Origin of the sequence: Nostoc sp. KVJ3 (assembly GCF_026127265.1) — a bacterium.
Lineage (GTDB): Bacteria > Cyanobacteriota > Cyanobacteriia > Cyanobacteriales > Nostocaceae > Nostoc.
This window is the reverse complement of record NZ_WWFG01000017.1, coordinates 1-22,053: the sequence shown is the minus strand read 5'-3', so window position 1 is coordinate 22,053 and position 22,053 is coordinate 1. Positions and strand designations below refer to the sequence as shown.

The window sequence follows — 22,053 nt, the reverse complement described above, 5'->3', positions numbered from 1 at the left end:
AATTACTTTATCCAGACTGTCGGTGAGATAATTTTAGCTGACTTGTCATCTAAATAGAAATTGTAAACAGGTTCTCCTGATAATTCACAGCGAAGCGGCTCAAGAATTTTAGTGAACGGATTCCAAACTGCTGTTACAGTCCGTTTTACTTTCTTTCGTTGCAACTCACACTGAATATGTACCGTAGGGAGATGGATAATCATTGCACTGTGCAACGAAGCTTCTACACTCATTGCATAACGCTCTTGGATGTCCAACAATTTTCTCTCTAACTCTCTATTAGTGGCTTCAATTCGTGCTAATTCTTTGTCTTGTTCATCACCAATCAATTTTTTTAACTCAATCTTGTTGCGGATCGAGTCGCTAATCGTATTGTAATAATCCTTGAGTCTTTCTTCATCCCTAGCTCTAGCTCTTGTTAATTTAGCTTGCCAATTATCTAGAGATTTACCAATTAATATTGCACTTTGATGTTCGATTAACCTCAACAAATCTTCAATTGTCATCGCCAATGGTGTCTCTTGATGCTCCACAGAAATTCTGTCAGACTCCCAAAACAAAGCATCCCCAATTTCTACTGGTGTTACTCCTGTTATTTCATTGATAATGAACGAAACTAAGCCAATCCTTTTTTCGGAAGCATTCGCTGTGTAAGCCACATTACACAAGATATAACGAGTAATTTCTGGTTTAGCATCTAAAAAACGAATTAAGCCATTTTGAGGTGCGAGTCTCTCCAATAAAATTTTCTCAAAGCCTGTGTTTTTCAGATGTCCATCGATTTTAACACCCAACGCACTAATAAGTCCTTTAACAGCTAATAGTTCAGATAGCTTATTTAAGACTTCTGAATGATAGGTGACAAAAACACTTTGGGGTACATCAGCAATAGTTGTAAAAGTAACTTCTTCGGGGAGCGAAAGCAGCGATGCTATATTTTCAGTCAACAACACATTTAAAATGTGTTCACCAGCAGGTTCTGCTATTCCGTCATGCAGAGAAACAATTTTTTCTAAGGTAGCAATAATTGGGTCTGATAACATATTTATTCAAATCAATCTCTCAGGCTTCAAAATCTTCGCCAAAAATCTGTTCATCCAGTTCTTGAATTTGCTGATATTGGTTTTTGGCTTTCAACAAATTATCTGCCAATTGCTCGAAGGCTGTATCTAATTCGGGCTTGACTTGATGCTTGAGCCAGATATCCATAACAATTTCACTAAAGTCAAATTCATCATCCACGTTCCCTAAAATTGTTTCAATCTCTCCGACCACTAGTTCAAACATATTAATTTTGTCATGCAAGATCCGCAGAATATATTCTTCGATACTGCCCTTGAGACAAAAGTTAAAAATAAAAACATCCTGGGTTTGTCCAATGCGGTGGATACGACCAATGCGCTGTTCTATTTTCATTGGGTTCCAGGGGAGGTCATAATTAACGATCGCGTTCGCAAACTGGATGTTACGTCCCTCTCCGCCTGTTTCAGATGCCAGCAGTACAGAAACAGTATCTCGAAATGCGGCTATAGCCTCATCTTTCTGTTTAAGGGACATCCCACCAGTAAATTCTGCAAAGGGGATATTTGCTGCTTGCAGAGTTTGAGCCAAATAAGTGCTAGTTGCTTTATGGGTTGTGAAGACCAAGGTTTTCTGGGAAGATTTTGAGAGCATTTCTACCAATACTTTTGCTTTCTCAACCTGCTTCACTTGGGCTGCTCGTCTTGCTAAAGACTTCAGTTCTTCATCAGGTAGGCGTTTGGTCAATTGCTTGAGGGAGTCAGCCAAAGCACCAGGGGATGAACCAGCACGCATCAGCAAATTAGTGCGGGAGAGTCTGTCTAGCTTGTCCTCTGAAGAACGTAGGTACTCGCTCAAGTCCTGGTAAAGTTTCTCCTCGCCTGCTGCTGGGGTAACGGTAATTGTGGTGGCGAAGCGTTTGGGCAGTTTAACATCTACTAGGGCGCGGGTATTTCGCACCATGACTTCCCGCATCAGGGAGCGCAACTTTTCGGGATTTTTAGGGACTCGCCCATTCCTGGAATCGACATATTCTTTTTTAAAAGCGGCTTCTGTTTGTAGCAGTCCCGGTTTGAGGAGGGTCAGCAGATTAAACAGTTCAATAAGGGAGTTCTGCACTGGCGTAGCAGTGAGCATGAGGATAAACCGCTTATTGAGGGCATTGACCAGTTTCCAGTTTAGGGTAGTGCGATTTTTCAGGTGGTGGGCTTCATCGACAACTACCAAGTCCCAAGTGCGACTGGTGACGTGGGGATAATGTTTAGCAGATTTAGCCGTGTTTAATGAAGCGATAATTCGCGGATTATTCGTCCAGAATTCGTCTATCGGTTGTTGTGGATCGCGGTTATCTGTGGTGATAGTAGCAATATCAAATTTGTCACTTAACTCTGATTGCCACTGGGAAACTAGGGATGCAGGAGTTAACACCAGCATGGACTGTACCATACCCCTTGCTAAGTACTCGGCTATGATTAGTCCCGCCTCAATGGTTTTGCCCAATCCGACTTCATCGGCTAGTAATGCGCGTCCACCCAGTTGTCTAAGTACTTTTCGGGCTGTTTCAATCTGATACCAGTATTTGTCAATAGCAGTTAGTGTGGGCAGGCAAATTAGCTGATCGTAGTCTGCCATTACCGAGAGGTTGAACAGGTTTAAACGCGCCTCGTAGAAGTTAATCGGGTCGTATTTACCAGCTTTCAGGGCTGACTTGGCAGTGTCAGAATTAAATTTGAATGTATAGTTTGTCTCCATGATGCATCCCTACCAGCTACTTTTGACCACTCCGCAGACACCTAACAGCTATTTTCCCGCATAGTGAGACTGTTAAATCTACATACGGTGAAGTTATATAAAATCTACTGGAATTTCTATCCAAAAATAAACTTTTTTCACCAGATACACGTAAACTGGAAACTAAAACCGAGCCGGTTGACCAAAGATCATCGTATCTTCTAGGAATAATGCCAGTGTCAACTACTGACCCTCTTTGCCGCATTATCGCCCTGTTTAACCAAGCGGGTGGTGTCGCCAAATCAACACTAACCCAAAATTTGGGATACCACTTAGCACGACGAAAACATCGCGTTCTCCTCATCGACGTAGACCCCCAAGCGTCCTTGACCAAATTCATGGGGTTAGTGCCATCTCAGTTACAAAAAACCGTTGCTGATGCCATTATCGACGAGCAGCCCTTACCGATTCATGAGGGCATTCACGGCATGGACTTGGTTCCAGCAAGCCGAGTCTTAAGTGGAGCAGAAATGCAGTTAGTCAGTGCTGCGATGCGCGAGTTGCGCCTTAAGGAAGCCATTGAATCTGTTCTAAATGAATACGACTTCATTCTTATAGATTGTCCCCCCAGCTTAGGATTGCTTTCCTATATCGCCTTAGTCGCGGCCACACACGTACTCGTCCCCGTCGAAACCCATATAAAAGCCTTTGAGGGAACAGACGAGCTTTTACAAACTATCACCCACGTAAAAAACAAAGCCAACCGCAAAATCCAAATAGCCGGGTTTATTCCCACGCGGTATGCCAACCAGAACTCAGCCGACAAACGAGCATTAGCAGCTATCCAATCTCAACTTTCCGCTTGGGGTCGGATTTTCCCACCCATCCCCAGAGCTACCGCTTTTGTCGATGCGTCAGAAGAACGTGCGCCTCTAGCAGTATTTGACCCGAAACATTCTGTAGTCGCTATCCTTGAAGAAATCGCCAAGGCTTTGGAGGCTTTATGATCCGACGCAAACAAACAGACAAACCCTTTGGAGGTCAAATTACAACTCCGCCCCCTGCACCTTGGTTATCCTCCCCAGATGCCGAGTTGCCTTATGCTACTGAAACTACTATCAAACTTTCAGATATAGTTCTGCCCCAACACCAGCCCCGACGATATTTTGACCCACAAGCATTAAAAGAATTAGTCTCGTCAGTCAAGCAGCATGGCATTCTCCAACCTCTGTTGGTGCGTCCAATTGGTGGAGGGAAATACGAATTAGTAGCAGGAGAACGACGTTATAGGGCAGGGCATGAAGCCAAACTTGAAGTCGCGCCTGTGGTTGTGCGTGAGCTATCTGATGACCAAGCGTTTCAGTTGGCTTTGATTGAAAACCTACAACGATCAGACCTTAACCCTGTTGAAGAAACTGAAGGGATCTTGCACCTGTTGGGAATCCGGCTGCATTGCGATGTAGAAGCCGTCAAATCCTTGCTGTATCGAATGAAAAACGCTCACAGTAAGGGGGAACAGCCGTCAAAATCCTCATTAAATGAATCTAGGAAAAACGTTTTTCCTAACTCAGATAATCCACAAACTGAGGACAACATTTCTGAGCATTTAGCCGAGAAAAATGAATCTAGTAAAAACGTTTTTCCTAACCCCGATAATCCACAATCTCTTGACGACGTTTCTGACCAGTTAGCCGATGAAACTGAATCTAGTAAAAACGTTTCTCCTAACCCAGATGAAGAACAATCAAACACGGTACAACAGGTGTTTGAGAGTTTGGGACTCATGAATTGGCTGTCGTTCATTACCACACGCTTACCTTTGCTAAATCTGCCCGAAGAAATTTTAATGGCACTGCGTTCTGGTCAACTGGAATACACCAAAGCACAAGTCTTGGCGCGGGTAAGGAATAATGAAATCCGAAAAAAACTTTTGTCCGAAGCGATCGCTAACGATTGGTCTTTAAGCCAAATCAAAGAAAAAATCACAGCTTGGACGGATGATGAACAAGCATCGTCATCTAAAGCATCTAACCAAATACCAGACCGCCTTCAAAATATCACCCAGCGTATTAAAAAGCGTCAGTTATGGAAAGAACCTAGCAAGCAAAAGCAGCTAGTAAACCTTTTAAACAAGCTCGAAGCCTTACTAGGGGATGAGTGACTTTAGGGAAATTGTCAGGTAATCTCTACTTTTAGAGTCTTTTTACCTTTGATTCATGATTGGGTGCGAGGGGAGAAACAGAGATGGCATCAGATTCACAGATTCGAGCATTACTCAAAGCTTGGTTAGATTACATCCATGTTGAAAATTTGAGTAATGCCAAAGTAGAAGCTGACGATTCTACTCAACCGAACATCTGGGACTCTCTCGTAAATCTGGTAGGCGATAAATTATTAATAGACGAGTCTTTATTTAAAAAACTAAAGCAACCATTTAAAAGTGCAAAGAACTTTGAGCAAACAAAATTACCATCAATTGCTGTAGCTTTCCCGCAGCTTTATGTAGTTGAATCGAATCGCCGTCAATTTCGCCCGTTGTTCACTATCAACATTTCTCCAATATTCGAGGGCAATTATCGCAGTAGCGGATGGAATTTAACTGAATATGAGTTTCAGCCTGTTATTCCTAATTTGATGCAGTGGTACGGGCTAGAGGAAGAAGCGGCTGAGTCCTTAGTCACAAGGGAAGGGTTGAGAGTTTTTCTCGAAACTACTTTCAATCGTCCCTTTAAAACGCTACAAGATTTTATGGGACTGATTGAAATACCGCCGTTTCCTGTGCGGTCAAAACTTCTCCCTTATCTATTGGATTTTGACTACGCTGCTTTTAATTACAACCTCAAAAAAGATTTTCAGAAAATTAGCGACCAGAATTACTTTCAGTGGTCAAGACCAGGACATCCGGCTTACGAATATCTGTTTGGGCAACCAAAAGCACCTCAACATGAAGTACTTTTTTTGGGTGCTTTTCCCAACTCCCAGGCGGATGACTATCAAGCACTTGCTCTCAAACATTCTAAGGATCAACCTGTTACTGCTGTGATTGGCCCACCGGGGAATGGCAAGACGACGCTGTTACTGCATAAGATAGCCCAGCAAGTGGTACATCGAGCAGTGGAATTAGCAACAACGGGTCAAGATAAAAGTAACCTAACTGTGGTAACAAGCACTAACAAATTTGCTGTAAATAACGTTGAGAAAATCTTAGCCAACAACTTGACCTCTGACCGTTTCTACTTATCAGGAGGTTCTAGGGATTTAGTTGAGAGCCAAGTGTTACCTAGTTTGCAAACTGCACTCGACTGGTTAGCCAAAGAAACATTTAAATTAGATGAATGGGAGTCAGCAAAGCAACAGTTGTTAGCTGGTGTTCAGCAAATAGAATCTCACTCTAAGCAAGACGAGCATGATCTTCAACAGAAAAAAGCTGATGAGCAGTTATTAGAGGAGCTATGCCACGATATACAATTGCTCTCAGTGGCGATAAAGACTTCTGCATTTGAGTCTTCGTCACCATTAGAATTTGACCGCGACTACAATAAGTTCCCCCTAGAAGCTTACCAGCAGATAGGACAACATCTTGACAGTGCTAGGCGTTCTTTACCGAGAGAAGATTACAGGCAGAATAAGAGTAGAAATACCAACTGGTTTGTCCAGATTTTGCAGACGATTAAACGATTCTGGCAGTTGATAACCAAAAGCAGCCCACGTCATATTCTCAAACGCTTGCACAAACAGATAGAGATGCCTGTGTTAGCGACCCTGGCCACCCCATTTCAATTTCAAATCCCACTAACAACTGAATCTCTCATCGCCGCCCAGCAGAGTGTTGACCAGCTTATTGCAGAAGCATTGAACTGGCAGCAACAACAGAATGGTATTGACAGCACACAACAGCAGATTGAGTCAAGAAAGCAGCAACTCAAAGACCTGATTACTCGCCGTTCTCAAATCGAAAACCGACACGCTACTTATCCCACCAAAGATTTTTACAGTCGCTTCTACACCGAATTGCACTCGCTGCAAGTAGAGTTATTTGAGTGGTCTTGGCAATTTCAGCAACAAGAAGCTCTGCGACGGAAAGATGAGGTGATAGCTTCCATAAGGACTTACATTGCATTATTGAATGGCGAATGGGATGCTTACCGTCAGTTAAGTCATAATTGGAGAAACATTTATCGGGATATCAGCCTGTTATTTCCGGTGTTTCTTTGCACTTTGCACTCCATCCGCAATTTGTTACCCTATCCCGATAGTGGCTGTATTGATCAAGTAATTGTAGATGAAGCGGGTCAGATTCCACCGCATCAAGTTTTCCCCGTTTTAGTGAGGTGTAATCGGGCTTTGATTGTTGGCGATCCATTGCAATTGGAGCCGGTTGTTAATTTAAGTGACCAGAAGAAAGATGAATATCGCAGCAAGTCGTTTCTAGAACAGGGGCTAACAGATGTAGATTATGACCGCTACAGCCCCACAGCAACAACAGCTTATCACCGAGCAGCTGGGGAATCAGGGCAACCGCAAGATATTGGTCAGGGCATTATCCTTAAATATCATTACCGTTGCGTTCCGGTAATTGCTGATTTTTGCGATCGCTTGTGCAACTACGGGATGGTCATTAAAACTGAGCCTCAAGTTTCTCGGTTGGGTGCTAACCTGATTGCAAGTCATGTCGAAGGTCAACTAGAGAACCATGTTAATTGGGCGGAAGTTGATGCAGTAGAAGCGTTGATTGAAGAGTTGTTAGCGGCGGGTTATCGCTTAAATTCTCCTGACTCTGACAACACGATTGGCGTGATTTCACCTTACCGTCGTCAAGTAGATGCGCTGACTCAACGTTTAAAATCTCGTTGGTCAGATTTTTCCCCCAAGAGCATTGGCACAGTTCACACGTTCCAAGGTGGACAGAAATCAGTGATAATTTTCTCGACTCGCCAATACTCTGCAACTGATAGTCTCTGGTTTATTAATCGGCGACCTAATTTACTGAATGTTGCTGTGAGCAGAGCGCGAGAACTGTTTATCCTGGTGGGGAATTTGGCACGAATCTCTGAAGGGGGGCATACCAGAGAGTTGGTGGAGTATATTAGGGAATTTGGGGAGATGCGATAATTTGAATCAATGACTTCCTGGCTTAGGCATCCATGTAGTGCTACTGCTACAGGGACGGCAACGGGTTTTGAGAACGGCATGAGTTAAGTTTGTTGCTCATCTGATTACGGCAATAACAGATCCCAGTAGTTAGTACCGTGGTAATATACCTTCTGGATCAAGCTGTTGGTAATACTCATTAGGTTGAAAGTATAACAACCGCGCCCCATCAGCGGCTAGCTGCTGCTGTTGGGTATATGCTCGGTAAACTAGTGGTTCTTTTCCTAAGTGCCAATAAGAATGAGGTTTGCTCAGTAGCTGTTCTAGTGCTTCACTTGTGAGTCTGTTTTCGCTTTGTCTAGAATACTCCAATTCAATCCAAGCATTGGGATCTTGTTCGACCTGTGCCTCTAATTCTTTCACACTTTGTTTTTGAGATTCCGAAACTGACAGTTTCGTTGTAGCCACGATTTCCTCTGGTAAAGCTAACAGGGAAAACTCGACACGTTCACTTTTTTTAGTGATTTGTTCCTCGTAAAACATATCTTCTAATTCTGCATCAACTTTACCAATGATATGAATGTGACCTTGAGCATCTGTTTCTAGCAAAACTCCATAATCAGTTTGGTAGACACCTAAATGAAAAGCATTACAGCCAATTTGCATTGCTAATTCTGATATTCTTGGAAGGGATACGCCCCTAGCTCGACGGCATAAAAGTTCAGCAGGCGAAGTCTTAATTATTGTCCATCCTAATTTCCCAACGAACAAACCAACAATCCATAAGTCCCATTCTGTCATATAAGGACGATCTCGTAAGTCTGCATCTGACAGAAGCTGTGGAGGCAAAGGGATACGATGACAATTTTCCTGTTGAAAAATCTGAGTTAGAGCTAGTTCAATCGCATCTAAACTGTTACAAAGAACACAAGTTGTATAATTCCAGTAATTGAATTTCATAAGCATCCTTATGCATTAGAAGAAACGATAAAGAATTTTCTACCCCATTATGAATGAAATGTTTGGTACGAATTATTTCCTGAGAGGTGACGTAGATTAATCATTGAAAATATTAATCTGGTTAATTTAATTTATTATAGTTTTGTTGGGCGGCCTTGCTTAATATAGTAAAAATGAAGAGTGGGGAATTCGGATTGGAGTAATTGTTGAGCAGCTTTGGCTACATTTTCAGTATCAAAAGAAACACAGCTAAAAATAAATCCACAGTGTTCAGCTACTGCAAGCTCACGACGTATCTGGCTCTTTAATTTCTTCAGATCATCCAATTCTCTTTGACGTGTACTACCTTTAGCAACATTGATTAACCAGTATTGTTTCGTTTTCACCTCTGCTAAAGAACCAATCCTCTCACCTTTAATAGTGTGTGCTGCCCCAATTGGTGTAATAATCCCATCATAGAAAGCAGGGACTCCAGCAGGAGTTACTACCAAAAAATCACCTAGAGAACCAGTGACATAATCAGCATAAACACTATGAGTTCCACCTTCACTATTTTGTCCCCCTAAATGTTTTGTCAGCACAACATCAAAGCAGCCTTCTTCTTCTCCTTCTTCCGTCAAAATTTCAGCCCGCAAAAGATCTTCGTAGGTTATATTTCCATACGTAAGTTGTTTCTTCAATGTTTCTGTCTGTTTTTCAGTTAGTTTTGAAACTATTTCGTACTCTCTTTGACTCTGGTAATGTGTACCTGTGAGTGGATCTTTCGCTACATCTTCGATTGTTGGAGCATTTGCAGGCTGCTCAAGAAATTTGTGAATATGTTCTTCCCATAGTTTTTCGAGTTGTGCGGGTAACTCAAGTATGATGTCTGGATCTATCCAAGGAAATGGAATTGGAACTGGTTCTGTTTTTTTGAAGTCGTTTTTGAAACTCAACAAACTTGATGGTAGTTCCTCAGTACTGATATCAGTGGTTGTGTTAGTTAAAGTTTTATCTCTGTATGTGCCACTATCATTAGCCAAAAGTCCTTTTGTCACTGTTCCCTTCAAGCTGGTGATATTAATACTTCCCTCATGCGTTTGAATATCATTGGTAGCAACATTGCCACTAGCTACAACGTATACATCATTACTGCCTGTGATTTTACCAACAGTAGTAATAGAGCCAGAACTGCTATTCAAGCCAACGGCTCCCTTGCTTGATATAATTTCGGGAATAGTAATATTGCCGTCTGCTACAACATATACATCCCGATCAGCATTAATAATATTGTTAACAGTAACAGAACCAGAACTGCTGTTTAAGCTAACTTGTCCATGACTTGATGTTATTTTACGGGTAGTCACGTCGTAACCTGCTACTATAGATACATTATATTTACCAGCAGTATCACCTTGAATATTGACACCTCCAGAACTAAGAATTGTTAATTGATTTGCATTGATGCTACCAGTATTTACATTACCGTTAGTTTGATCTTCAAGGTTAGTATTTCCGTATAGAAAAATGCTGACTTTACCTGAGCCATTGGCAGACAAATTCGCTGTGGAGATGTCACTAGCAGCTTTCAAAGTGATATCATCCGCATTGCCACTAGTGGTGATGTCTTTGGTAGTAACAGAACCTAGATTGCTAGTCAGGCTAACAGCGCCACTATTAGCAAGAACAGTACCAGTGCTGAGATTTTGGGAAGCAGTAACAGTAGTACTGCCACCACTGGTAATATCAATAGTCGCCACCGTCCCCTGCTGACTAGTTACTTTTACTGCCCCATTGTTGGAAGTGAGACTATTAGTGGTAATGTTCTGGTTAGCTGAAATAGCGATATTGCCTTTGGTGGTGATATCACCTTCAGCAATAAAAGTTTTAGCACTATTAACTGTCAAGTCCTTAAGACTAGCATTACCACCAACTGCATTATTGAAAGTAATATTGCCCAAACCTCCTGTCAGACTAAGGGATGAAGCACCTGCACTGTTACTATCGACAGTATTTTTGAAGGTGATATCGCCGCCCTTGGAAGTAGCAGTAGATTTAGCAGAGTTAAAAGTGTAAGCACCCGTACTGCTATTGAGGATTGTGGGGCCATCAAAAGTAATATTGCCGCCTTTGGTGACAACATTGGAGCCAGTGAGATTAATCTTAAGTCCCTGCAAGAGGACAGAACTACCTTGAGTGGAAATATTGCCTACAGTAATGCCATCTTTGGGTGTTGCTGTTGTAGAAATGGGGTTAAGGAGGAACTGGCGATATTGTCCAGAGATGTTGCCATATCCAAGGATTTGCCCTTTATTATTGATGGCTGTAGCCTCTGATAAAGTCCAGCCTGAGTCTTGTGGAATCAAGCTGTTGAGGTCTGTCATTTTGCCATTGGTGTAGAGGAAAGGGTGATCAAAATTATAATTAAAATTATAATCACTGCTGGAGTCACCAATGATTTGACCAGCATCATTGATGGCGTTAGCACGACTGTATTGCAAGCCAGGGAGAGTGCCGAGGTCAGTCATCTGTCCCTGACTGTAGAGGAAAGCGTGTTGCGAGTTATTACCAGTGTTGGAATTGCCAATGACTTGACCAGAATTATTAATATCTGTGGCAGTGCTGAAGTCGCCTCCGGGCAAAGTGCCCAGTCCAGTCATATTGCCATTACTGTAGATGAAAGCTTGTCCTGATGATGTGTAGTAACCGCTATGATAAATGTGACCAGGTTCATTTCCATAACCGCCACCACTAACGTAAACAGAAGTATCGTGAAATACTTGTTGTTGAGAACCACCAACTATTTGACCAAGGTTATTGATGCTTGTAGCATTGCTGTAAATACTTGTAGCATTGCTGTCAATGCCATTCGGTAAAGTACCCAGATCACTCATATTTCCATTCTGATAGAGGAAAGCGTGATATTCTGGGTAAGATAGAGTAAGGCTTCCATCAAAAATCACTTGATAGTATATGGAAGTACTGGAAGTACCTACAATTTGACCAGAATTATTGATAGCTCCAAGATAGCTGTCACTGCCTCCAGGCAAAGTGCCGAGGTCGGTCATCTTGCCATCACTGTAGAGAAAAGTGTGTTGCGTCGTATTGATATAAGATTCACCCACAACTTGACCAGAATTATTGATGCCTGTGGCATAGCTGTAACTGGCTCCAGGCAAAGTGCCGAGGTCGGTCATTTTGCCATCACTGTAGAGAAAAACATGATATTGTGAATTATCACTGCTGATAGAACCACCAACAATTTGACCAGAGTCATTGATAGCCGCAGCATAGTTATTACTGCCTCCAAGTAGAGTGGTAAGGTCAGTGACACTGTAACCAGTATCAGTCGAACTTTGTGAATCGCTCAATCCAGATTGCAAACTGAGTCCAGGACTATTGTCAAGAGCAGTATTCTTGAGGGTGATATTGCCAGATTTAATACTGCCTTTTGTTTGCACTTTTAGAGAAGACCCGATGTAATCACCGAATTGAAGATTATTGGATGCTGAGATTTGGACATTTGTGGTGACATCAGTGCCAGTAAAAATAATTTGCTCACCAAGGTTAGTTTGAAATACTTCACCTTCACCATCGCCAGTCAGAGAAAAGCTTTCTGGATTTCCATTAGCATCTTGTAGAGTTAACTGGAAATTTTGATGATTATCGAAATTACCAAACTTTCCCTTTAATACTGGACTAGGATTTAAAAGAGAATCGTTACTATTAATTCCAACTAGGGACAGATTTTTCCCACTTCCAGTAAGTTGGTCTAAACCAGTCGTCGGATTGTTCGGAAGTGATTGAGATGCAAGAGATGTAGAAACAACTGATTGATTAAATAACGGTAAACTATCAGAGATAGTACTAACAGAATTACTGTAGTTAGTAAGAGTTTCCAGATTAGAGCCAATCAGACCAGAAGCACTACTTGTTGTAGATGTTTTTTGCAACCCTATTAATGACGAATTATTATCTGAAGCACTGCTGAAAGATGTTCCTGTCAGAGAAGATGGTAATAACCCTCCTTGAGATGAAGAGCTATCAGTGGGGAGAATCAGATCAGAAATTGGCATAAATTATATCTTTTTAATAAGAAATTATTGTGACGAAAAACGGAGCCGGATAATTATCTATTGAGAGTTTTTTATTTGCTCCCATAAGCCGAAAAATTCCCAAAAAAAATGCTAAATCAAGGTTTTCAGCTTTTGGGTGCATTGATTTAGTAGATAGAGTACTAAAGAGCCATTTGATTAATTAAGAGTTGAATAAATGCTTGCTCTCAGAAAACAAATATCTTTGATGAAGATAGTTGAGGTAAAAAATGATTTCGGAATTCTCAAGTTTTAAGGATTGGAACGAACTCAACACTTCTAGATATTCATCAAACCTCGAATCTTTGAATAATGCAGGTACTTGAGTTGAAGATAAGATAATATTTCCGTTTCAGTCTACCGAAGCTTTACGGAATTTATTGCTGGCTTGTTTTTAGGTAAAATTCTGGCTTGACAAGTGAATTTATAGTTAGATTAAAGTTTTTATATGTTTTAGATGTTTTTTCGGAAAAGAATTTACAAGATTTATCTAGCTGGCATTGACTGATTTATTTCTGACTGTAGAGCAGAAAATTGGTTAAGCATTCCAGCAGTCCGAAGTTTGTCCAGTACGTAAAGCACTGCCAATTGCTGTTCTACAAACAACGGGGCAGACAAAGGAATTGCATCAATTTTCGCTTGCAGTAAAGATGTACTTTGACTTCCAGCCTGTGCTAGTTGGTGAGGGGAAGAATCAGAAGTTTCGGGATGAGCAAGTCCTACCCATCTTGTTAGCTCGGCTGCAACATTTTTTGCCTCACCTCCAGACTGTTGAACGATTTGCTTCCAAATATCCGCACAATTTGACGAGCATGATCTTCTAAAGTGCAAGCTTCATCAGATTTATATAAGGCGCTGACTATTCTGGCTTGGGCTAAGTTGAGCGGCATTCCTAGCTCTTTTTGAGAGTGCTGAAGAAAAAAAAGCGTCTTCTCCGTGTTGCTGAAGTGTGACTGGTGCGAGTTTCCACAAATCCCAACTTTGCTTGAGCAGAAACCAATGTTGTTCTGTAATTTCACTTAGTGGCTGCATCGTGGCATGGTATTGAAAGCGTAAAAACATTTGCTTGAGTCTCTCGACTCTTCCGACGTAAGAGTCGGACAACTTCATCTGACTGGAGGAGAAATGATTGTAGAGGACGGTAGAATGTTGAACGTGAAGAAAACGAAACCCCACTATTGCTGCTAGAGTTAAATACTCCCGGTCTGCATCCAATTGAGTCTGTGGATAATTCCACACTTGTAACTCTTGCAAGCGCACTGCTGTAGAGCGACGAATTAGGAAGGCATGAAGAGGTTGCCAGTTATGCATTAGTCTCTGCATTCTTTCGTCGTCATTCTGTTGGAATGCGAAAGCAATTCTCAATTGACACTGCTCGTTTTGATAAAAGCACCATTGCCAATCACCATAGGCAATGTCAAAGTGACGATTTTGTTCTAATGCTGCTACTTGCAAGGCAATTTTTTGGGGTGTCAATTCATCTGAGCCAGAAAGCCATTGGATATAGTCACCAGTAGCTAAAGCTAATCCATGATTGTAAGCAGCACTCGCTCCTGGTTGCTGGCATTGAGTTAAGATTACACGTCCTTTAGTTGTGCTGGCAAATTGGCGACTAATTTCGCTCAAGTTCTCGGTCGAGTCGTGTTCAACAATAATAATTTCCAGATTCGGATAAATTTGTTGTTGGCAACTATGTAGACAGGCGGCAAATCTGCTGGCGTTATTACTAGAGATAATAATGGAAACTAGGGGGGCAGTGATTCCCTGGCTCTGATTTGGCTGGAAAGCGGGGAAAATGTATGACTTGAATTCTTCTACAGTAGTACGAAAGTGAGTTTCAATGGTTGGTCGCAAATGGCTGTAGCGGGCGTTGGCAGGGCGACGATAAAATTCTTCTAGGACTTGAAGCCCGTTTGCTAACCATGCAGTACAGTTAGATTGGGTAACGATGCTGTCAGGCAACCAGCGTTTGCGAACTAAATACTTGGGGATATGTACTGGAGTTCCGTGTGCAAACAGTCTTAAGTAAAACTCCCAGTCATGACAGCCTTTCAACTGTTCGTTTAATAAACCAACTGTTTGGAAGACTGATTTGGGTACGACGACTTGAGAGAGTGTGTGAATGAAGCATCGCCAAAGCATCGAAAGAATCAGGTCATCTGGATGGCTTGGACTGAGGCTCATTCGGTCGCCCTTGTGGTCAACACTTGTGATGGCGATATAGTTGCAGTAGCTGAGGACAGCAGTAGGTGTTTGTTTGAGAGTGTCAATTTGATGTTGCAGGTAATCTGGTAGCCATTGGTCGTCGCTATCGAGAAAGGCGATAAATTGCCCCAGCGCATTTTTAATGCCCAAATTTCTAGCGGCAGCAGCACCAGTATTAGTGGGTATTTGTAACAGTTTTACCTGTGGATAGTGTGTATGAATCCAATCAGCAGTCCCATCGGTGGAGCCGTCATCAATTACAATAATTTCGTAGTCAGTATAGGTTTGACAACAGACCTATCGAGAGCGTATTTAAGATAATGTTTACGATTGTAAGTCGGAATGATAATCGAAACAGTGGTTGGTGAATTTAAAATCTGCTGAGGGGAGTTAGAGGTGTTCTGAGAGCGGTGTTTAGATTTAATAGTAAAATGAGCGACAACTTGCATAGATAGCTCATATTGGCTGTCTAACCCCCGCCTTTTGAGTGCGTTATTGATTGCTTTTTGAGACCAGCGAATCGGTTCAAACTGTTCGTTAGTCAAATTGCCAGAGTGACCGGCGATAATAATAAAGAGGTGAGGGATATGGTAAAAGTCGGTGACTTCAGACAGTTTTAGACACAAATCATACTCTTCGCATAAGTAAAGTTCGGATCAATACCTCCCACTTGCTCGTAAACGGTGCGGCGTATTAAGCGGAAATGGAAGATCATAAAGTCAACAAGCAGCCGTTCTTTGGAATAGGGGATTTGGCAACGCTGCCCGATTCCATGCAGGTTTCCCTGTTCGTCCATTAGTTGATAGTCTGTGTAGACAAGTCCTACTTTGGGGTGATTATTCAGAATGGAAATTGTCTGTTCTAAGGCGGTGGGAGCCAGAATATCGTCACTGTCTACCCAACCGATATAATCTCCAGTGGTTGCTGCAACAGCCCCGTGGATAGCAGGGCAATACCAGTATGTTTGGCAGCTATGACTCGGATGCGTTGATCTTGCTGGGCATACTCGGATGCAATTTCAACGGAGCGATCTGTAGAGCCATCGTCCCATATTAACAATTCCAAGTCCGACCAAGTTTGAGCCAGGACACTTTTAATTGCCGCAGCAAGGTAGTTTTCTCGATTGTAAACTGTGATGACGATAGAAAAGATTTTTTCATCAGTTAACGCCCAATTAGTAAATTCAGCTATGCTTTATCCGTTCAGGTAACATGATGAGTTTTTGACAGGAGTGCTGCTAAGAACTTTCAGTAGACCGAAAACTTCTGCGATCGCTAAAAATAGTAGTGTATGATACCGTTTTTTTTTGAAATGTACAAAAGGGGATTGTGAGATGTGAATAATAAGATTTGCTTATAAATAAAGCCCCGAAAATCAACCAAAATCAGCCAGATGGTAAACAAACTTCGCAGGCTACCCCATAGTTGCGGTCTACGGCTTGACGTAGAAATTCAAGCATCTGTTTGAGGGTAAATAAGTGAGAAAGAACTTTGTCGAGAGCTTCTTTTTAAACGGCTAAGATAATGCCATACTAGATAAATCCAAATATTAATAATTAAAAACGCCAAAGCTACAAATAAAAGCCGAATAATGGGATTTTTAATAGTAGTTTTAATTCGGCACTGGTTTTTCATCCGATAGCTACTCTCAATCCCAAAACGAAGACGATAGTCATCATGTATCAGGTGTAAAGATAACTGTACTTTATAGACTGCGTAAATAAAAAACTCTCGCCCATGCGCTCGTCTTTTACCATTTTTATATGTACAAATTATCCATACATGAAAAGTGACTGAGCCATATTTATCGCTGTTTAAAGTATAAGTTGTTTTATAACTGCGCCTACCTCTAATTAATTGTCTAGTACCGCCATGTTTACCTCGAATAATTACTGGCATTTCAAAGGGGATATCAAGAGCTTGCAACCATCTGATGACTGGCACACAGAAGAATTCCCGGTCTAAATACAATCGTTCTATTTTTAGCTTCAAAGGCTCAATCAGAGCTAAAAGATAAGTAATAATTGCTACTAAAGTATTTTGTTGTTGAACAGCTTTAATAGCTAAGGTAAGTCGTTTATTCTTTTTAATTACATAGACAGTAGCGTAGGCATAAAAAGAACAAGTGCCACTTTTTGCTTGACTTCTATAAATGTATGGTGCTTCTGATGATGATGGTTCACCATAATATGGAATTAAGTTAAAATCGATAGCAATTTTGTATTTTCCTTTTTGAATACCATCTGGGAACCGACTTTGAAGTGCAGTATTTAAATCTGATTCCAGAGAGTTCAGGTCTGAATATTTCTCCAAATGATAAACGAATATCGTTACTTGTGGGAACATTTTTTAATACTTTACTTGTGTTTTCTATGCTATCTCTTTGGGTGGCTGCCCTAATTAGAATTTCAAAGATATTTTTTTGTTCACACTTGCCTTGAGTCTGAATTGGAATATTTTCCGTTAAACAGTTTACTACTTCGTTCAAAGTTTTACTATCAGTTAGAACTGGGGTAGTTGCAGTCATAGCCAAACTAATTAATCCTCTAAATCGAAAATTTTGCTTCTTTACCCCAATACTTTACAAAAATTCCAAGACCAGCACCAACAATCTTCTGGTGCGAGAGCTACCCTTACCTTTGTATCCAAATCATTAGTTTTATTTATGTAATATTGGTCAACGCTTTTTCAAAAAACTGTATCATAAAATACAGTTTCTTAGACAACAATCAGTTTCACAGGTATTCATCACAGAGCGATCGCAGAAGTTTTCGGTCTACTGACTTTGACTAATAATTTTTCTGCTGATCATGATTTTCTGCTTAGGCGTTAACACTTGCCGCCCCGAAGTCTACGGAAGTATTTGTGAATTTTAACTTCCTCTTCGTAATCTCTACTATTGAGTAGGCATTGCTCAATTTTGATACTATTTTGACGTTGTTAATTGCTTGCCTCACTTTTCGTTAGTGGCAAGCTGATTGCGCTATGCCGGCAAAATCTCTCCATACCACCTGCCCGACTGATAAGCATTAATATATTCAAAAAGGTCTACAGTGTCTTTCTTTCCAGGTTTTAAGAACTCGTGGCTCGGAGTCGGCGTTAGCGGAGTGGCTCTTGCGGGCTTGCAGGATCTAGTTGGCCCAACCAGTAATCTTTCTGCCCGTAAGAGCCACCGACTCCGAGAGCGTAGCGGTCACGAGTTCGTCGGCTCAACACGAGCATTATCGACTAAAACCCCTAGAGCGTTGCTTTTGCTCCAGTTCATCTTGCTGCTGCTGCTGTTTAATAAGAATCTCATTCCAACTTAGCCCCTTGGGTGCAATTCTTTTAGCCTGGGGTAACATTGACTGAACGACCTCGGCGGCTTCATTTCCCCGATCATCGTTATTAAATGCCACCCCAATCCTGTTGATATTTCTGAGAAGTTCAAAGGGCAAGTTATCTGGATCATCCACTGCCATGTACATTGTCCTCACTGGTGGTTGCCCCTTGTGTCCATTCCTGTCAATCTCTGCCATTGTCAGCGCATCAATAGGGGAAGAACACAGGTACACTCTCTCGATTTTATCGTCTGGTTCTCCACCCAATTTCAGGTGAAACCACCCAGGAGAGCGATCGCTGTTTTCGGGGTACTCGGAACAGCGATTATCTTGGCGATGAGTATCCCAAACCAGTGCGCCTGACTTAGAACCGTTCAAAGAGCGCTTGATAAAGACAACATTTCGGTGCTGGTCTATGTAACCCAACCCCTGCTGCTGTAATGGGTGTACAAGGAAGTTTGTTATACCGCGTTTTTGAGTCAAGAAATGCTGTAATACTGGGCGTAGGCTTTCATCCTCTGGCGGTGGTGTAAACTGGGGTGAACGCTGTTTTTGCTCTCTATCAGATGCCAGTTGATTATTAGCGATTAGAACTAATGCTTTAGCTTCATCAGTAGTCCATCTGGCTGGACTGGCAAAGATAATTTCTTCAACATCTTGAAGTGGCTTATTATCTAATAATGCCCTGATAGCGATTTCTTTATCTCGGTCAGTCACTAATAAGTTTTGCAAGTCGGCACTGTAATACTGATATAACTCGCTGAAAGATTATCTTTTAGCTTTGGTTCATCTGTGGTTATAGTTGGAGTTTATTAAGAGCAATTGCGTCTACTGTTGTTTGCGATCTATGCAGTTGCTCCAAATAAACAATCGCTGCTTCCAGGTCGTCGAATATGTTCTTCCGGCTGATAGCTGCTGCTGATTTTGAGAAAGTTGTTGTGTTAGTTCTAATACTGCTTCAGTTAAGGCTGACTCGACAGTTGATTGGTCAACATAATCAGAAATTGATGAAATAGCTCTTTTCTCTACATGGGATTGTAACTCAGCCGCAAGCTCTGCATCCAGGTCATTAAATGTAGCTTTAGCTGGTAACAAGTCCCTCTTTGTATTGAGAAAGTTTTTTGCGTTAATTCTAATACTGTTTCAGTTAAGGCTGACTCGACAGTTGATTGCTCAATATAATCAGAGATTGATAAGATAGCTCTCTTCTCTGCATGAGATTGTAACTCAGCCGTCAATGCTTCATCAAAGTCATTGAATGTAGTTTTCGCTTCAAGTAGCTGCTGCCGATATTGAGAAATTTGCTCTGTTAATCCTAATACTGTTTGGGTTAAAGCTGACTCGATAGTTGATTGCTCAATATAATCAAAGATTGATAAGATAGCTCTCTTCTCTGCATGAGATTGTAACTCAGCCGTCAATGCTTCATCAAAGTCATTGAATGTAGTTTTCGCTTCAAGTAGCTGCTGCCGATATTGAGAAATTTGCTCTGTTAATCCTAATACTGTTTGGGTTTAAAGCTGACTCGATAGTTGATTGCTCAATATAATCAAAGATTGATAAAATGGCTTTCTGATCTGCATGGGATTGCAACTCAGCCGTCAATGCTTCATCAAAGTCATTGAATGTAGTTTTAGCTCCAAGGAGTTGCTGCCGATATTGAGATAGTTGCTCTGTTAATTCTAATACTGTTTCAGTTAATGCTGATTCAATAGTCGATTGCTCAATATAATCAAAGATTGATAAAATGGTTTTCTGATCTGCATGGGATTGCAACTCAGCCGTCAATGCTTCATCAAAGTCATTGAATGTAGTTTTAGCTCCAAGGAGTTGCTGCCGATATTGAGAAATTTGCTCTGTTAATCCTAATACTGTTTGGGTTAAAGCTGACTCGATAGTTGATTGCTCAATATAATCAAAGATTGATAAAATGGCTTTCTGATCTGCATGGGATTGCAACTCAGCCGTCAATGCTTCATCAAAAGTCATTGAAGTTTTTAGCTCCAAGGAGTTGCTGCCGATATTGAGATAGTTGCTCTGTTAATTCTAATACTGTTTCAGTTAATGCTGATTCAATAGTCGATTGCTCAATATAATCAGAAATTGATGAAATAGCTCTTTTCTCTACATGGGATTGTAACTCTTGAGTAATCGCCGCGTCTAGTCCGTCGAATGCGGTTCTTCTTGCTTCTAGCTGCTGCCTGACTTGAGAGAGTTGTTCTGTTAATTGTGGTAACGTTTCCATCAAGGTAGACTCAACTACTGACTGTTCAATAAAGTCAGAGATTGCATCCACTGCTCTTTGTGATAAGAGTTGTTGCTCCACATCAGCAATCGCTTCTCCAAGGTCATCGAATGCGGTTCTTCCTTCTTCTAGCTGCTGCTGATATTGAGACACTTGCTCTGTTAATTGTGGTAATGTTTCAATCAAGGCTGACTCAATTACTGACTGTTCAATAAAGTCAGAGATTGCATTTATGGGTTGTTGGCTCTCCGCTGTTCGCCCGACACGATTGTTCAACAGATGTTCAATCCGCGCATCATCGCGTTGTGATTGGTAGTCAACTCCACGATGTTTTTGCAAACCTGGGAAGGTATAAGCTGCACCTAATTGGTGTGCCACTGAAAGCTTGCCCATCTTTCTCGTAAGAAATTCCTTTAGATTTCCCATTTCTGGTAAATCCTGTCCTTACACTGATACCATCAACCTGCAAGCGCATTATGAATAAAGGCATCTGAGGATTGTCAACAGATGCGTTATCAATTGTCTGCTGAACTTGCTCCTTGATAGTGCGTTCTGGGAGGGAGTCGCGTTGCCCCAATGAATATTCTCCTGCTCTCGCCGGATACGCCTGATTTGCCCTGTGCTGGGTGTCCGATTCAGTTTCTCTCTACTGCCCTGCACTTGCACTAACTCATAGTCTTGTTCGATTTGTCGCAGAACTTTTTCAGAGCGCACATAATCCCAGGAATCATGTACTAACAGCCCCGTGTCCATCCTAATCCGGCTGGCTGCAATGTGGATGTGGTCGTCGTCGGTGTTATGGTGGCGGAAGATAACAAACTGATTGGCATCAAAACCCATTTCCTTCATGTAGCGGTCGCCAATCTCGCTCCACTTCTCATCATCCAATTTATCACCCTTAGCTGCTGACAGTGAGACATGATAAACAACTCGGTCTGCATCTGAATTTAGTTGTCGAGACAGCTTAAATTCCCCGCGCCAATTCACGAGCATTTCTCCGCTCATGTTGCCGCCGATTAGTTTGGCATCTTCACGGGATTCTAAATAATCCAACAGCTTGCGAAAACCTCTGCCTTTTCTTCCCAATCATCCTCTTCGTTTTCCTCTTCCGAATCTTCCGAATCAATGTCATCCGAGGCAATGTCTCGTCTGCACTGATGCAACAGTTCTAAAAGTTCTCTTTAGTTCTGGTGAAGCCGGTAAAGTTCGCCCAATTTTTAGGGCTGTGTTGGTTGCCTTGACAAGCTGGTTTAGGTTGTTGCCGATTTGTCCTAATTCCCAATATGTTTGCAGGCTAATTTTACTTAGTCGTTTGGGTAATGGACGCATCAAACGCATTACGTCTTATGAGTTCCTTGCTGACATCCCCGCATCAAGTGATTTTATTCGCAGCAAGTCCAGTTCGATGT

19 protein-coding genes are annotated in these 22,053 nt (G+C 41.6%); 3 read left to right on the top strand and 16 right to left on the bottom strand.

What is annotated here, in order from left to right:
• Nucleotides 1–2 precede the first annotated feature (2 nt).
• Nucleotides 3–1,043, bottom strand: a complete 1,041-nt coding sequence (locus GTQ43_RS40780) for a hypothetical protein (RefSeq protein WP_265278318.1) — start codon at nt 1,041–1,043, stop codon at nt 3–5.
• A 19-nt stretch (nt 1,044–1,062) separates the two neighbouring features.
• Nucleotides 1,063–2,772, bottom strand: coding sequence for a DEAD/DEAH box helicase (locus GTQ43_RS40775; protein ID WP_265278317.1), 1,710 nt, complete (start codon nt 2,770–2,772; stop codon nt 1,063–1,065).
• Nucleotides 2,773–2,987: 215 nt separating this feature from the next.
• On the opposite strand from GTQ43_RS40775, the gene GTQ43_RS40770 reads away from it, so the two are divergent.
• The 3 genes from GTQ43_RS40770 (at nt 2,988) to GTQ43_RS40760 (ending at nt 7,863) form a co-directional block, all read left to right on the top strand.
• Entirely contained in the window at nt 2,988–3,758 is a 771-nt protein-coding gene (locus GTQ43_RS40770) for a ParA family protein (RefSeq protein ID WP_265278316.1), read from the top strand.
• Complete coding sequence (locus GTQ43_RS40765; protein ID WP_321162575.1) at nt 3,755–4,912, top strand: ParB/RepB/Spo0J family partition protein; 1,158 nt, start codon at nt 3,755–3,757, stop codon at nt 4,910–4,912. Before GTQ43_RS40770 ends, GTQ43_RS40765 begins: the two co-directional genes overlap by 4 nt.
• 83 nt (nt 4,913–4,995) lie before the next feature.
• Nucleotides 4,996–7,863: a DEAD/DEAH box helicase gene (locus tag GTQ43_RS40760; RefSeq protein ID WP_265278315.1), complete on the top strand. Its 2,868-nt coding sequence runs from the start codon at nt 4,996–4,998 to the stop codon at nt 7,861–7,863.
• A gap of 129 nt (nt 7,864–7,992) precedes the next feature.
• Here the strand turns inward: GTQ43_RS40760 and GTQ43_RS40755 are convergent, their stop codons facing one another.
• From GTQ43_RS40755 to GTQ43_RS40690, 14 genes are all read right to left on the bottom strand, one after another.
• Nucleotides 7,993–8,802 carry a hypothetical protein gene (locus GTQ43_RS40755; RefSeq protein ID WP_265278314.1) on the bottom strand — a complete coding sequence of 270 codons (810 nt, stop codon included), beginning with the start codon at nt 8,800–8,802 and terminating at the stop codon, nt 7,993–7,995.
• A gap of 134 nt (nt 8,803–8,936) precedes the next feature.
• Nucleotides 8,937–12,857, bottom strand: a complete 3,921-nt coding sequence (locus GTQ43_RS40750; RefSeq protein WP_265278313.1) for a hypothetical protein — start codon at nt 12,855–12,857, stop codon at nt 8,937–8,939.
• A 504-nt stretch (nt 12,858–13,361) separates the two neighbouring features.
• Nucleotides 13,362–13,706 (bottom strand): hypothetical protein, encoded by a 345-nt coding sequence (locus tag GTQ43_RS40745; RefSeq protein WP_265278312.1) that lies wholly within the window; start codon nt 13,704–13,706, stop codon nt 13,362–13,364.
• A 12-nt stretch (nt 13,707–13,718) separates the two neighbouring features.
• Entirely contained in the window at nt 13,719–15,338 is a 1,620-nt protein-coding gene (locus GTQ43_RS40740; RefSeq protein ID WP_265278364.1) for a glycosyltransferase family 2 protein, read from the bottom strand.
• Nucleotides 15,338–15,706, bottom strand: coding sequence for a glycosyltransferase family A protein (locus GTQ43_RS40735; RefSeq protein ID WP_265278311.1), 369 nt, complete (start codon nt 15,704–15,706; stop codon nt 15,338–15,340). The genes GTQ43_RS40740 and GTQ43_RS40735 overlap by 1 nt, the downstream gene beginning before the upstream one ends.
• Nucleotides 15,697–15,987, bottom strand: a complete 291-nt coding sequence (locus tag GTQ43_RS40730; RefSeq protein WP_265278363.1) for a hypothetical protein — start codon at nt 15,985–15,987, stop codon at nt 15,697–15,699. The genes GTQ43_RS40735 and GTQ43_RS40730 overlap by 10 nt, the downstream gene beginning before the upstream one ends.
• Entirely contained in the window at nt 15,975–16,166 is a 192-nt protein-coding gene (locus GTQ43_RS40725) for a glycosyltransferase (protein WP_265278362.1), read from the bottom strand. The genes GTQ43_RS40730 and GTQ43_RS40725 overlap by 13 nt, the downstream gene beginning before the upstream one ends.
• A gap of 365 nt (nt 16,167–16,531) precedes the next feature.
• A complete protein-coding gene (locus GTQ43_RS40720; RefSeq protein WP_265278310.1) occupies nt 16,532–17,425 on the bottom strand; it encodes a transposase in 894 nt (297 codons plus the stop codon).
• An 875-nt stretch (nt 17,426–18,300) separates the two neighbouring features.
• Nucleotides 18,301–19,116 (bottom strand): DUF3991 and toprim domain-containing protein, encoded by an 816-nt coding sequence (locus tag GTQ43_RS40715; RefSeq protein WP_265278309.1) that lies wholly within the window; start codon nt 19,114–19,116, stop codon nt 18,301–18,303.
• A 111-nt stretch (nt 19,117–19,227) separates the two neighbouring features.
• Entirely contained in the window at nt 19,228–19,494 is a 267-nt protein-coding gene (locus tag GTQ43_RS40710; protein WP_265278307.1) for a hypothetical protein, read from the bottom strand.
• On the bottom strand, nt 19,425–19,820 hold the full coding sequence (locus tag GTQ43_RS40705) for a hypothetical protein (RefSeq protein ID WP_265278306.1): 396 nt from the start codon (nt 19,818–19,820) through the stop codon (nt 19,425–19,427). The genes GTQ43_RS40710 and GTQ43_RS40705 overlap by 70 nt, the downstream gene beginning before the upstream one ends.
• A 34-nt stretch (nt 19,821–19,854) precedes the next feature.
• Nucleotides 19,855–20,388 carry a hypothetical protein gene (locus GTQ43_RS40700; protein ID WP_265278305.1) on the bottom strand — a complete coding sequence of 178 codons (534 nt, stop codon included), beginning with the start codon at nt 20,386–20,388 and terminating at the stop codon, nt 19,855–19,857.
• Complete coding sequence (locus tag GTQ43_RS40695; RefSeq protein ID WP_265278304.1) at nt 20,378–21,070, bottom strand: hypothetical protein; 693 nt, start codon at nt 21,068–21,070, stop codon at nt 20,378–20,380. Before GTQ43_RS40695 ends, GTQ43_RS40700 begins: the two co-directional genes overlap by 11 nt.
• A gap of 48 nt (nt 21,071–21,118) precedes the next feature.
• On the bottom strand, nt 21,119–21,730 hold the full coding sequence (locus GTQ43_RS40690; protein ID WP_265278303.1) for a relaxase/mobilization nuclease domain-containing protein: 612 nt from the start codon (nt 21,728–21,730) through the stop codon (nt 21,119–21,121).
• Nucleotides 21,731–22,053: the final 323 nt, after the last annotated feature.